This is a genomic window from Enterocloster alcoholdehydrogenati, assembly GCF_013282095.1.
GTDB classification, from domain to species: Bacteria; Bacillota; Clostridia; order Lachnospirales; family Lachnospiraceae; genus Enterocloster; species Enterocloster alcoholdehydrogenati.
Map to the genome: position 1 here is coordinate 126,178 of NZ_BLTJ01000003.1, position 12,829 is coordinate 139,006.

General features: G+C 50.9%; 11 protein-coding genes. 9 read left to right on the forward strand and 2 right to left on the reverse strand.

All coding sequences use genetic code 11. The annotated features are described in order from the left end of the window. Positions 1-2: 2 nt before the first annotated feature. The 8 genes from HW447_RS04630 to HW447_RS04665 all read left to right on the forward strand — a co-directional run bounded on the left by HW447_RS04630 (position 3) and on the right by HW447_RS04665 (position 11,031). Positions 3-2,417, forward strand: a complete 2,415-nt coding sequence (locus HW447_RS04630; RefSeq protein ID WP_176254166.1) for a hypothetical protein — start codon at positions 3-5, stop codon at positions 2,415-2,417. Between the two features lie 13 nt (positions 2,418-2,430). Next, a complete protein-coding gene (locus HW447_RS04635; RefSeq protein ID WP_176254167.1) occupies positions 2,431-4,293 on the forward strand; it encodes a hypothetical protein in 1,863 nt (620 codons plus the stop codon). A 35-nt stretch (positions 4,294-4,328) separates the two neighbouring features. Beyond that, entirely contained in the window at positions 4,329-5,762 is a 1,434-nt protein-coding gene (locus tag HW447_RS04640) for a hypothetical protein (RefSeq protein ID WP_243176205.1), read from the forward strand. Positions 5,763-5,842: 80 nt separating this feature from the next. Then, entirely contained in the window at positions 5,843-6,619 is a 777-nt protein-coding gene (rfbF, locus tag HW447_RS04645) for a glucose-1-phosphate cytidylyltransferase (protein WP_176254168.1), read from the forward strand. Between the two features lie 22 nt (positions 6,620-6,641). After that, positions 6,642-7,700 carry a CDP-glucose 4,6-dehydratase gene (gene rfbG / locus HW447_RS04650; RefSeq protein WP_176254169.1) on the forward strand — a complete coding sequence of 353 codons (1,059 nt, stop codon included), beginning with the start codon at positions 6,642-6,644 and terminating at the stop codon, positions 7,698-7,700. Between the two features lie 30 nt (positions 7,701-7,730). Continuing rightward, positions 7,731-9,080 (forward strand): lipopolysaccharide biosynthesis protein RfbH, encoded by a 1,350-nt coding sequence (rfbH, locus tag HW447_RS04655; protein WP_176254170.1) that lies wholly within the window; start codon positions 7,731-7,733, stop codon positions 9,078-9,080. A 15-nt stretch (positions 9,081-9,095) separates the two neighbouring features. Then, positions 9,096-9,941, forward strand: coding sequence for a LicD family protein (locus HW447_RS04660; RefSeq protein WP_176254171.1), 846 nt, complete (start codon positions 9,096-9,098; stop codon positions 9,939-9,941). Positions 9,942-10,050: 109 nt separating this feature from the next. Continuing rightward, entirely contained in the window at positions 10,051-11,031 is a 981-nt protein-coding gene (locus HW447_RS04665) for a glycosyltransferase family 2 protein (protein WP_176254324.1), read from the forward strand. Positions 11,032-11,136: 105 nt separating this feature from the next. On the opposite strand, the gene HW447_RS04670 is transcribed toward HW447_RS04665, so the two are convergent. Further along, the gene (locus HW447_RS04670; protein WP_243176206.1) at positions 11,137-11,631 is read right to left on the reverse strand and encodes a hypothetical protein; all 495 of its coding nucleotides are present in this window, start codon (positions 11,629-11,631) and stop codon (positions 11,137-11,139) included. A 2-nt stretch (positions 11,632-11,633) separates the two neighbouring features. After that, positions 11,634-11,837 carry a helix-turn-helix transcriptional regulator gene (locus HW447_RS04675; protein ID WP_176254172.1) on the reverse strand — a complete coding sequence of 68 codons (204 nt, stop codon included), beginning with the start codon at positions 11,835-11,837 and terminating at the stop codon, positions 11,634-11,636. Between the two features lie 298 nt (positions 11,838-12,135). On the opposite strand from HW447_RS04675, the gene HW447_RS04680 reads away from it, so the two are divergent. Beyond that, the gene (locus HW447_RS04680) at positions 12,136-12,768 is read left to right on the forward strand and encodes a TetR/AcrR family transcriptional regulator (protein ID WP_176254173.1); all 633 of its coding nucleotides are present in this window, start codon (positions 12,136-12,138) and stop codon (positions 12,766-12,768) included. Positions 12,769-12,829: the final 61 nt, after the last annotated feature.

A 12,829-nucleotide genomic window follows, 5' to 3' on the forward strand; every position in this document is an offset into this window, starting at 1 on the left:
GGATGTGCGGCAGTAAAAAGAGAAGGACAATCCTGAGCCTGGCCCTTTTTTGGGCCCTGGGTCTTTTGATTCTGGGAACAGGATTTGAGGAAACCGTGATGAAGGGCCCTCTGAGAGAGGTACTGAAGAAAGAAGAAACAAAGACTATGCTGGTTCAGGTGCTGGCTGTCTTTTTATGGAACCTTGGCTGGCTTTCTCTGGTGAGACGGAGAAAGGCCCAGATAGCGGGAACCGCCGTGGGTGTGCTGGGGTTTGCCTGGTGTCATCAGATGCTGGTTCCGGCAGCGGTATCCGGCGCCTGGCTTCTGACGTTAATTGGAGCAGGAGACAGGATCAACCATCTGATGCTTGGAAATAGAACCGGCAAAAATTACACATCCATCGGGAGAAGCATATTATTTTACCCGGAGCGGATCGCCCTGGGACTTGTGACGGGCAGTGCCTTTTGGATGGCCGTCGTCTGCGGCGTGTCCCTTACCGGCCATGGGGGCATCGGACTGTGGCGGATTCTGGCCCTGGCGCTGGGGTTCCTTACGGCAGCAGTCTGGCTTATGAAAGGCCGCTTTTTGGCTGCGGGTGAAAACGCGGCCGGGGCAGGAGCGTCTGTGCAGGGGGTACCCCGGCGCGACAACACTGTCCCCGGATCTGTCAGAGGGCGTTTTGCGGAAACTTTTTTGCCTGACAATTTTTTACAGGCCCTTCTTACGGCCTTTATTCTCACCATGATCTTAATCCAGGCAGGACGGCTCAATATTGAGCTGGATTATGACTCCCTTCACTATGGGCTCCGTTCCCCCTTTGTGCTTGATAATGGAAAGGGGATCTATGAGAACCTGGGGATGATCAACCTGGTATACAGCTACAGTAAGGGAGCGGAGGTTTTAAATCTGCCCCTTTCAGGTACGGCAACGTACGGCTTTGTGCTGACATTTTCCTTCTGGACTACGGTGGGAACGGTTTTACTGGCCGGTCACATGGGAAAACGTTCCGGGGGAAAGAACACGGCGCTGTGGACCGCTGCGGTCTGTGCGGCCATTCCCGGGATCATGAATATGGCTGTCTCTGCAAAGAGCGACAGCATCACTCTTTTATATCAGGTGATTATCTATGATTTCCTATGCCTGGCGGCGGAAACTTCAGAAGAAAAAGGGGAAAAAGAAACGCCATGGCTTTTGATGGCCGTAGCGGCCTACCTTGTTACGCTGGTTTTCAAGCCTACGGCTCTTGTATTTTCCACCGGTCTTGGGGCGGCAGGGCTATTGTCCCTTCTTCTTTGGAAAAAACTCAGAATTGGAAATAAAAGGGGATTTCTCCTCTGGATCTTTCCGTTGATGGCAACGGCAGGACTGTGGTACAGGACATGGAGAATCGTGGGAGTTCCTGTTACCTCTATTTTTGCCGGTATGTGTGAGAAAATCGGCTTTGAGGTGAAATACCCGTTTTCATTTGCAAATGTGATCGGCAATCCCTGGGCATTGTCTGCGGGGGAGAAGCTTGCAAGGCTGGCAGAACGCTTAAAAGGGATATTGCTGGCGCCGGTTGGAGAAGATATGGAGCACGTAATCATTGCCTGGGGAACCGGCCTGGTGACGGCGCTGCTTCTGCTGTGGTGCGTAAGTCTGTGCCTCCGGGTTAAGGGGAAGGGCACTTCGGGGACGGCCCGGGATCTGTTTGACGGGCTCCTGATGGCGATTCTTCTGGCAGGTTCTGTGTTAAGCATTTACACCCTGACACAGGTAGACGGAAACTATTTTATGCTGGTCTATGCGGTTCTTGCCATCAGCGCAGTGCGTATGGCGGGGGACTGGCTGGACATAGGCCGGGGAATAAAAACGCCCGGACGTATCTTCAGAGCGGGGCTATGCCTGCTGGCAGTTCCCTTTTTCCTTTTTAGCGCAATGATTACCTGCACTACCAGCTGGGCGGGAACTCCCGGCTTTACTCCGGTAAAATGGACGGGAAAAGGCTATTATGACCATCGGGCAGAGCGCAGCCAGCGCCGGATCCGCCGAGGCTATGAAAACCTGGCCTGCGGTGTGAAGTCCACGGATCGGGTACTGGCCTTTGGTTTTCATCCGGAAATCCTGGATCTGGACTGCAGCGTTCAGAGCTATTATGATGTTACCGGCAGCGGAGGAAATGTATATCTGGTGAAGAAACTGGCTTACTTTGAGGAGTTTCTGGAATACGCAGGGATTGACTATTTCTTCGTTCAGGCCGGATATCTGGCAGAACAGCCAAGAGCATTGGAGATAATTGAGGATATGATTGAAGAAGGGACTCTGACCGACCTTACCTTTGAGTGGGGCAATATGAGGGCCAGGGTGGCTCTGGACCAGAAAACGGAGGAACTTCAGACCGCCCAGGCGGAGATTTTCCGCAAGAATTACTGTATGAGTGAAAATGGATTCCGGTAAGGAGGCAGAAACATTGGATGCAAAAGAGAGAATCAAATTCAGGATCGGATTTTCCCGAATGGAGAAGAAATATGAGTGGAAGGATCATCTGATCTTTATGGGGCTGCTCCTTGGGCTGGCTGTGTGGGTCAACCGGGGGATCGAGATCAGAGGCCTTTATATGGATGACCTGTATTTCTGGTCCTGCTACGGGGAGCAGAGCTTTCTGCAGTATGTTTTTCCCATGGGAAGTACCCGGTTCCGTTTTCTTTACTATCTGGCAGCCTGGCTGGAAATGGCGGTGGTGGGAAACCGCGTGGCCTGGTTTGTACCCATCAATATCCTGCTTAACGCAGCATTAGCCTGGTATCTGTATTTTATTGCTCACAGGCTTTCAGGTGCAAAGGCCATTGGCTTTCTTGCAGGCTCTATGTTTTTATCCAGTCGTATGGCCTATTATCAGATCGGCCAGGTTCTGGGCCTGATGGAGACCATGGCGCTGTGGATGGCAGTGGCAGTGCTGTGGTGCCTTTACCGCTACATCAATGGGGAAGGAAGGCAGTCTCTCTTTATAAGAGCGTGTATTCTGTACTTTGGAGTCTGCTTTGTCCACGAGAGGTATATGGCGCTGCTGCCGCTTTTATTTCTGGCTCTTTTGCTGCGCCGCTGCAAAAATCCGGCTCTCTGGGGCGCTGGGGTCGGCTCATTTGTTCTGGTTCAGGCGATCCGCGCCCTGACCATCGGTTCCGTTCTTCCCGCAGGCACCGGAGGAACCCAGGTGGCGGATACCCTGAATATTCCACAGGCTCTTAAATTTGCATTTAGCCAGGCGGCGTATGTATTTGGCATTAACGCAGGGCCGGAGCATCTGAACGGCTGCCCCTGGGGGCAGAGCCCGCTGTGGGTGAAGCTTTGTGTGATCCTGGCGGATATGGCTGTGCTTTTTATGGTATGCGGCCTGTTATCCCGCCTGTTCGGGCCTAAGGGAAAGGGCAGAAGATGGGCGCTCTGGGCAAACGTTCTTCTCTTTGTGGGCTTTATTGCCTGCAACATTGCCTCATCCAGTGTTACGATCCGGGTGGAGCTGCGTTGGGTGTATGTGTCGCTGGCCGGAGCGCTGCTGTTCCTTTCATGGATTTACGGGGAACTGACAAGAGGGATGAAAAAGGAACTGTATCTGAAACGGCTCTGGCCCTGGGGGGCCCTCTTTGGGGTTTATGTGCTCCTTATGCTGCCGGCAGAGTTATTTTACAGAAGCTGTTATCCGAAGCTTTATCTCTGGCCGGATCAGCTGCGGTATAATTCGCTGGCAGAGGAAACCTATGAAAAGTATGGGGATCGTATATTTGGAAAGACCATTTATATCATGGGGAACAGCTATGAAATGAGCGATTTTACCGCCAGGACCTTCTTTAAGGTATTCGATAAGGATCGGTTGGCTGAGGGGACGAAGGTAGAGTTTATCGACAGTATCCGGGATATCGGGCTGGTGGATGAGGATATGCTGGTGCTGCGGGAGGATCCGGAGCATAACGGCTTCCAGGATATTACAGATTTTGTAAGGGAACTGAAGCTTAAGGTGGACTACGGCTACTATCAGGACGGGTGGATGGATGAACACGCCTCCCTGACGGTGATGGCCGGGAAAGACGGAACGATCCATCTGGAAGTCATGTATCCCGGTATTATGAACGGTGGGGAAATGATTACGATCACAAAGGATGAGGATGAGCCGCTGCAGCTGCCCGTCCAGTCCAGTGTGGTAGACGCCACTCTTACAGCAGACCCCTGGCAGATGGTTCATCTGACCTTTGATTATAATTTTTATATGCAGAATGCACAGGAACAAAGAGGAAAAGACCGGCTGGCAGCTATTGTCCATATTTTGGCAGACTGATGAAACGGGGAAGCAATTCAGGAGGTAAGACGGCCATGATGGCAGAACTTAAGAATAAAGAGCACTACAGGAAGATCCTTTGCCTGCTGATCCCCCTGGGAGGCGTGGCATTCCTTCTGTGGTATATAAAAAATTCCACCTGCGACGTGGTATACTCAGACTACATCCGTCTGGTCAACAGTTATCTGCCGGATGTATACGATCCCAGACGTTTCTTTGTGCCTGACGTGCTCACAAGGATCCCCATTAACTACCTGGAGCGGATCATCAATGTGGAGCTGTTCGGCTTTTCCATTACCTTTGACCGTGTTTTGGGAGCTGTAAGCCTGGGACTGGCTGCCTGGGCATTTGGGGTATATTTCATACGCAGACGCCTGGGGACTGTCTGGTTTTTGCTGACCATGGCGGTGATGTTCAGCCTGAATAAATGGGAGATGATTACAAACGGAAGCGGCTGGTCTCATTTCTTTGCCTTTGCCTGCTTTTATTACCATGAGCTTGTATTTGACCGCGTATGGGCGGGAGAGGAAAAACGGGGAGATACGCTTCAGCTGATCCTGCTGCCTTTTCTTATCATCCTTGGAACGGCAGGCCCCTACTGCGCCATCTACGCAGTGGTGATGATACTGTCTGCGGCAGCCGGAATCCTGAGAGCGCGGATAAGAAAGGAAGGTTCATCCTCCCGCCGTTACCTGGTGTTTTTATTTGCCTCCCTGATCCCCCTGCTCCTTTACATCCTCAGCAATTCCTTTGCCGTAGAGGAACACGCCGGAGCTACGGGCCGTTCTCTGGGAGCGCTGTTAGCGGATGCACCGTCCTTTCCAGTGAGATTTATCCTCAAATCTCTGGCGGGAATGGTGATTGGGGGAGAAGAACTGATCCAGTGGATAGAAAAGGGACAGATGACAGACAATATCTGTTATCTGTTAGGTCTGTTTGTAGCAGCAGGCTATCTCTGGGCGCTGTGGCTGTATCTTCGGCACCGTCTGTATGAAAGAACCCTGTTCCCCCTGATGCTTCTGACAGGCGGAGCATTAAACCATGTGCTGATCTTCCTTTCCAGATACATTTTTGAAAAGGAAAATTACGCGTTAAGTTCCCGGTATGCCCTGCAGTTTCAGGTCGGGATTCTGGGAATCATCCTGACCTTTGCCCTGGTAAGCAAGGCAAAAGAGAAGGTCTATCCCGCGGGACGGGCCTTTATGGCTTTGTTCTGTATTGCAATCCTCCTGGGAAATGGTTATACTACATATCGTGAGATAAAAAAAGCACCGTATCGGGAAGAGCGGTTTGAACAGATGGAGCAGCTGGCGCCCCTGATGCCTTTCTTAAGCGATGAGGAGATGATGGAAATGGAGCCTGCGGCCCCGGATCTTTATGAATACCGCAAAGGGACGGATCAGATACGAAACGCCTTTAGGATCCTTGAAGAAAACGGCCTGAATGTATTTAGAAAACCTGCATCGTAAAGGAGATACGCCAAAGGCTCCATGCTTTCGCAAAGCATATGAAATGAGAGTATACAAGATGAAAATGGAGGAGAAATTTCATGAAAGTTGTAATATTAGCAGGGGGCTTCGGCACCCGGATCAGCGAGGAGAGCCATTTAAAGCCAAAGCCTATGATCGAGATCGGTGAAAAGCCCATCCTGTGGCACATTATGAAGTATTATTCCGAATACGGCTATCATGATTTTGTGATCTGCCTGGGCTATAAGCAGTACGTGGTAAAGGAATTTTTCGCCGACTATTTTCTTCATACCTCAGATGTGACCTTTGATCTGGCAAATAACCGGATGGAGGTTCACAACAACTACTCCGAGCCATGGAAAGTGACCCTGGTGGATACAGGCCTCAACACCATGACCGGAGGCCGGGTAAAGAGGATCCAGCCATATATTGGAAATGAACCCTTTATGCTTACATACGGGGACGGAGTTTCCAATGTAGACTTAAAGGCACTGGTGGATTTCCACAGATCCCATAAAAAGACGGCCACCATTACAACCGTAAATCTGGGCCAGTCCAAGGGAGTTTTAAACATTGATGATAATAACAGCGTCCTTTCCTTCCGGGAAAAGGATGATAATGACGGCGCTCTTATAAACGGCGGCTTTATGGTGCTTAATCCCGAGGTCTTTGACTACTTAAAGGATGATGCTACAGTGTTTGAGAGAGAACCCATGGAGCGGCTGGCGGCAGAGGGACAGATGAAATCCTACTACCACAAGGGCTTCTGGCAGTGCATGGACACCCAGCGGGAGATGAAGAAGCTGGAAGAACTGTGGCAGTCGAAAAATGCGCCGTGGAAGATCTGGAAGGACTGAAAAAGACAAAGGAGATCGGAACATGACCATAGAAACATTAAGAGCCTTTTACGAAAATAAACGGGTGCTGATCACCGGCCATACCGGCTTTAAGGGGGCGTGGCTGACCCGGATTCTGACGCTTGCAGGAGCAAAGGTGACCGGCTATTCTCTGACTTTGCCTACGGATCCCAGCCTGTTTGAGATTGCGGGGCTGGAGGAAACCATGGACAGCATCATTGGCGATATCCGGGATCTGGGGCATCTGCGCCGGGTTTTTGAGGAGGCAAAGCCAGAGATAGTATTTCATCTGGCAGCCCAGCCCATTGTACGGGAATCCTATAAGGAACCGGTATACACCTATGAGACGAATGTAATGGGCACTGTAAATATTTTAGAATGTGTCCGCCATACCCCCGGCGTACGATCCTTCTTAAACGTCACCACGGATAAGGTTTATGAAAATAAAGAGTGGGAATACGGCTACCGGGAATGTGACAATCTGGACGGCTATGACCCCTATTCCAACAGTAAATCCTGCTCCGAACTTGTGACCCACAGCTATAAAAAGTCCTTTTTTGAGGACGGACGCTGCGCCATTTCCACCGCCCGCGCAGGAAATGTCATCGGCGGCGGCGATTTTGCAGCAGATCGGATTATCCCCGACTGTGTAAGGGCGGCTGCTGCGGGCAAAACCATTATCGTAAGAAATCCACATTCCATCCGCCCCTTCCAGCACGTGATGGAGCCCCTTGCCATTTACTTAACCATTGCCATGAAGCAGTACGAGGACAGGGCATATGAGGGCTATTACAACGTAGGCCCCGATGACAGGGACTGTGTTGCAACCGGAACGCTGGCAGATTTGTTCTGCACCGCCTGGGGAAACGGACAGACCTGGGAAAATCAGTGGATGGGAGGCCCTCATGAGGCTAATTTCCTGAAACTGGACTGTTCCAGGATTAAGCACGTATTCGGCTGGACGCCCAGGTATAGTGTAAAAGAAGCAGTGGAAAAGACGGTGGAGTGGTCCAGGGAGTACCTGGAGGGCGCAGACATGATGGAGGTCATGGATCGTCAGATCCGGGAATTTTTCGTGTGACCCAACAATTTAAAGAGGAGATAACTGACTATGTTTGAACATATGAGCGAAGCAGAAGCAAGAGCGCAGATCTTAGAGCAGGTAGCCGGATACTGCGACACCTTTCACAAAAAAGCCCCTTACAAAGAAGGCGACCGGATCCCTTATGCATCCCGCGTCTACGATCATGATGAGATGGTAAACCTGGTAGACAGTGCTCTGGAGTTCTGGCTGACCTCCGGCCGATATACCGATGAATTTGAGAAAAAGCTGGCAGGCTATCTGGGAGTCAAACACTGTGCGCTGGTAAATTCCGGGTCCTCTGCCAACCTGCTGGCATTTATGACATTGACCTCTCCGCTTTTAGGCGAGCGCAGGATAAAAAAAGGCGATGAGATCATCACCGTGGCCTGCGGCTTTCCGACCACTGTGGCCCCGGCTATCCAGTACGGCGCAGTGCCTGTATTTGTAGATGTGACCATTCCTCAGTACAATATAGATGTAACCATGCTGGAGGCAGCGCGTTCGGACAGGACAAAGGCTGTGATGATCGCCCATACGCTGGGAAATCCCTTTGATCTGCGGGCTGTAAAGGCATTTTGCGACAAGTACGGCCTGTGGCTGGTGGAGGACAACTGCGATGCCCTGGGAACCCGGTATACGATGGAAGAGGACGGCGGTGAGGTAACGCGGTTTACCGGAACCATCGGCGATATCGGTACATCCAGCTTCTATCCGCCGCATCATATGACCATGGGCGAGGGAGGGGCTGTGTATACAGACAACGGCCTTTTAAACCGCATCATGCGATCCCTTCGTGACTGGGGCCGCGACTGCGTCTGCCCTTCCGGCCGCGATAATATGTGCGGCCACCGTTTTGACCGCCAGTACGGAGAGCTGCCATTAGGATACGACCACAAATACGTTTATTCCCATCTGGGTTATAACTTAAAGGCAACGGATATGCAGGCTGCCATTGGGTGTGCGCAGCTAGACAAGTTCCCCTCCTTTGTGGAGCGCCGCCGTCATAATTTTGACCGCTTAAAGGCTGCTTTGGCTGGAACGGAAGAGAAGCTTATTCTCCCCGAAGCCTGCCCTCATTCCCGTCCAAGCTGGTTTGGCTTTCTGATTACCTGCAAGGAGGGAACGGACCGCAATGAGGTAGTCCGGTACGTGGAACAGAAAGGTGTTCAGACCCGGATGCTGTTTGCCGGAAACCTGACAAAGCACCCCTGCTTTGACGAGATGCGAAAGAGCGGCGAAGGCTATCACGTGGCGGGAAATCTTGAAAATACGGACCGCATTCTCAGGGACACCTTCTGGGTAGGCGTTTATCCGGGTATGACGGACGAGATGATCGACTATATGGCTAAAACGATCCGGGAAGCCATCGGCAGATAGGAGCGGGAGGCAGCTATGGCGGAATCATATGATATGACAAAGGTTCATGGGGCCAATTTAAAGATATTAAAAGAGATCGACCGCATCTGCCGGAAATATAAGATCCGCTACGCATTAGACGCCGGAACCCTGATCGGAGCTGTGCGCCACAAAGGGTTTATCCCCTGGGATGATGATGCGGACGTGGTTCTTGTAAGAAGCCAGTATGAGGCGTTAAAAAAGGTCCTGCAGAGAGAACTGCCCGACACTATGGAGTTTCTGGAGCCGGACAGCTACCGGGGCGGACGGGCGTTCTTTGACTTTACCCCAAGGATTATTTATAAAAACAGTCAGGTTCACCCGGAAAGCGACCGGATGGACTACTACGAGGGAAAGCTGAACCATCTCTGGGTAGACCTGTTTATCCTGGATAAACTGCCGGAAGGAAAAGCGGCGGCCAGTCTGACCCGTTTCATACACAAGGCTATCTACGGACTGGCCATGGGTCACCGCCATGATCTGGATTACAGCAGGTACAGCCTGCTCCATAAGATCTTTGTGGGGGGACTGGCAGCGGCCGGGAAAGGGATTCCCTTAAAATGGATCATGGCCATGCAGAAAAAGGCGGCTCTTAAAGACAGAAAAAGCCGGGGGACACGGTGGTATTACAGCAATTACCAGCCGGATTACCTCTATGTGACACTGGAGGATGACTGGTGCACCCAGGTAGAGGACGCCCCCTTTGAGGATACGATGCTGATGATTCCAAGGGGCTGGGATCCGGTGCTTAGGGAGGTTTACGGCGACTATATGCAGCTGCCGCCGGAGGATAAGAGGGTTCCTACCCATTCCAGCCAGCAGATTCAGGTATTTGACAGCTGATCTGGAAACTACAGGGGAGCTGAAAATTCCCGTCTGATTCTGCCCTCCGGGAGCCGGAGGGCATTGTTATAGAAAATAGAAGGAGAAGCATCCTTTGAGCGAACAGAAAATGAATCTGACAAAAAAGACCCTTTCTGTGGTGGTGTCTGTGTACAATGAGGAAAAAGGCCTGAGGGAATGTTACCGGGAGATGAAAGGGGTACTGGATACTCTGTCCTGGGATTATGAGCTGATCTTTGTAAATGACGGCAGTGCCGATGAAAGCTTTTCCATTATAAAAGAGCTGGCAGAGGCCGACAGAAAGGTTAAGGCAGTCAGCTTTTCAAGGAATTTCGGCCATGAGGCGGCTATGATTGCGGGGCTGGATTACAGCAGCGGGGATGCAGTCGTCTGCATGGATGCAGATCTCCAGCATCCGCCGGAATGTCTGCCAAAGATCGTGGAAACGCTGGAAAAAGGATACGAAGTCATCAGCATGGTAAGAACCAGAAACGCAAGTGCCGGTGTGCTTAAAAACGTAACCAGCGCGGCTTTTTACTGGCTGATCAACTGCATTTCTGATGTGCATTTTGAGCCAAATGCCTCTGACTTTTTCGCCGTCACCCGTCCGGTGGCTGAGGTGTTAAAGAAGAGCTACCGGGAAAAAGTCCGTTTTCTGAGGGGATATGTTCAGAATGTGGGATTTAAAAAGACGACCCTTGAGTACGAGGCTGGAACGCGGGTGGCCGGGGAAAGCAAGTACAGTATAAAAAAACTGTTTATTTTCTCTGTCAATACCATTCTTTGCTTTTCCAATATGCCCTTGAAACTGGGGATCTACGCCGGTGTGCTTTCCGGGGCAGCCGGACTGATAGTGCTGATCTACACCCTTTTCACCCGCCAGGGAGCGCCCAGCGGGTATGCAACCATCGTGGTGCTCATCTGCTTTATGTTTGCCATGATGTTTCTGCTGATCGGCATCATCGGGGAGTATATCGCCATCCTTTTTACGGAACTGAAGGACAGGCCGGTGTATATTGTGAGGGAGACGAGGAATATTAAACCGCCGGAAACGGATGATTCAGAAGCAGTGCCGGAAGAAACAGAATGAAAAATATAAAGGGGGAGCGCCGCAAAACAGGTCATGATCCATGACGTTTATCTGCGGCGCTCTGTTTTTTGGCGGGCAGCAGCGCCTGCCGTATGCATCTCAAACTCACATCTTTTGTCCCAGGATTACTCTCCATATCCCAAGCAGGGCTGCAAATGCTGCCATCACGCACAACAGAAGCCGAACTGCCGTTATGCTTACAAAGCCGGATACCAGGATTCCAGCATAGAGAAGCAGGAACAGGGAATATCCCGCGTAGGCCCAGGAGCGTGTGCCGATGGTGCGCACCCGTTCATCCATTTCCCGGATTTTTCGTTTCTTCATCCGCTCCGGATTCTTTAAAAAGCTTCTGTTTCGCACAATCTGCAGGATTCCGGCCAGAATCAGCCCGATTCCGGTTCCCTGGTAAAAGCAAAACAGAAAGCTGCGGGCTTGCGGCTCAGGGCAGAGAAGAGGAAAGGCTTCATAAATGCCGGCCATGGCGGTGCCTGAGGCGGCTGCTCCCAAAAGAACGGCTAAGATCCCTGCGCCGATTCGCAGACGGCAGCGCCTTATAAAGGGATCGCAGCTTCGGTTCGCGCTGTTGTTGTTCATTTCCATACTTATTCCTCCTCATCTTCAAAGATAAAAATTTCTTCGATACTCTGTCCGAAATATCGGGCGATCCGGTGAGCCAGTCCCAGTGAGGCATTGTATCTGCCGTTTTCCAGTGAAATGATGGTCTGTCTTGTAACGCCGACGGCCTCCGCCAGATCCTCCTGACGGATACGTCTGCCCCTGCGCAGCTCCTGGATTCGATTTTCCATATGGTACGGTCACATCCTTTTTGTTATATGAAGCAAGTAAAGTTTGTTTTACATACTGAGTATAGTAAGCTTTACATTAAAAGTCAAGTATATTTGGACAAAAACTCGATAAAAATACGAACCGGCGGTCAGTGAAGGCTTATGGGTCTGGGGACATGGGGGAAAATTATTTCCAGAAATTTAATAATTCTTTTATTGATTTTTCTTCGTCAGGTGTATATACTTTTGAAAGTGACACGTTGTCACAAATATACAGAAGAGTAATATATTCTCATCATCCAAGGAGGCTTTGCGTTTCATGCCAACCCAGCGATTCTTCAAATTAAAGGAGGAAAAGAGGCAGCTTATTCTGAAAGCGGCAGCCCATGAATTTTCACGGGTTCCCTATTCTGCCGCATCCATTAACCAGATCATAAAAGAGGCGGACATTTCCAGAGGCAGTTTTTATACATATTTTGAGGATAAAGACGATCTGCTGCGTTATATGCTGCGGGGCGTCAGAGAGCAGTTCAGAGAAAGGGCGATGGCCCTGCTGGACGAGATGGGCAGCCCCTTTGCAGTATGTATCCAGATGCTGCGGGAGTGGATGGAGAAGGGCACGGATCAGATCATTTATAAGATCCATCAGAACCTTCTGGCCGATATCAGCGTGGCCAATCAGAATCAGATCTTTGGCCTGCGGGGATTTATGATGAAAGAAGAGCCCTATCGGGCGTTTATAAAAGAGATGTATGACCGGATGGACAGGGAGCGCTATCCCATGAGTTTTGAGACGCTGATGTGCGGTATGGACGTAGCTGCCATGGTATGCGTCAAGTCCATGAGCCTTTACTGCCGCAAACCCCAGGAGATGAACAGAATCCTGGCAGCTACGGAGATGGAGATGAGGATTTTGGAAAAGGGCGTCTGCGGTATGCAGGCGGCAAAATGAATGTCCCATGACGGTCTATGTGTACAAGAGTATACTCAGTTTCAGAAAAAGAGGAGAGAAC

Excerpts from the sequence above, each read along its gene's own strand:
- HW447_RS04630 (WP_176254166.1), top strand. The coding sequence starts at position 3 with ATGTGCGGCAGTAAAAAGAGAAGGACAATCCTGAGCCTGGCCCTTTTT.
- HW447_RS04640 (WP_243176205.1), top strand. The coding sequence starts at position 4,329 with ATGATGGCAGAACTTAAGAATAAAGAGCACTACAGGAAGATCCTTTGC.
- rfbF (WP_176254168.1), top strand. The coding sequence starts at position 5,843 with ATGAAAGTTGTAATATTAGCAGGGGGCTTCGGCACCCGGATCAGCGAG.
- rfbG (WP_176254169.1), top strand. The coding sequence starts at position 6,642 with ATGACCATAGAAACATTAAGAGCCTTTTACGAAAATAAACGGGTGCTG.
- rfbH (WP_176254170.1), top strand. The coding sequence starts at position 7,731 with ATGTTTGAACATATGAGCGAAGCAGAAGCAAGAGCGCAGATCTTAGAG.
- HW447_RS04660 (WP_176254171.1), top strand. The coding sequence starts at position 9,096 with ATGGCGGAATCATATGATATGACAAAGGTTCATGGGGCCAATTTAAAG.
- HW447_RS04665 (WP_176254324.1), top strand. The coding sequence starts at position 10,051 with ATGAATCTGACAAAAAAGACCCTTTCTGTGGTGGTGTCTGTGTACAAT.
- HW447_RS04670 (WP_243176206.1), bottom strand. The coding sequence starts at position 11,631 with ATGGAAATGAACAACAACAGCGCGAACCGAAGCTGCGATCCCTTTATA.
- HW447_RS04675 (WP_176254172.1), bottom strand. The coding sequence starts at position 11,837 with ATGGAAAATCGAATCCAGGAGCTGCGCAGGGGCAGACGTATCCGTCAG.
- HW447_RS04680 (WP_176254173.1), top strand. The coding sequence starts at position 12,136 with ATGCCAACCCAGCGATTCTTCAAATTAAAGGAGGAAAAGAGGCAGCTT.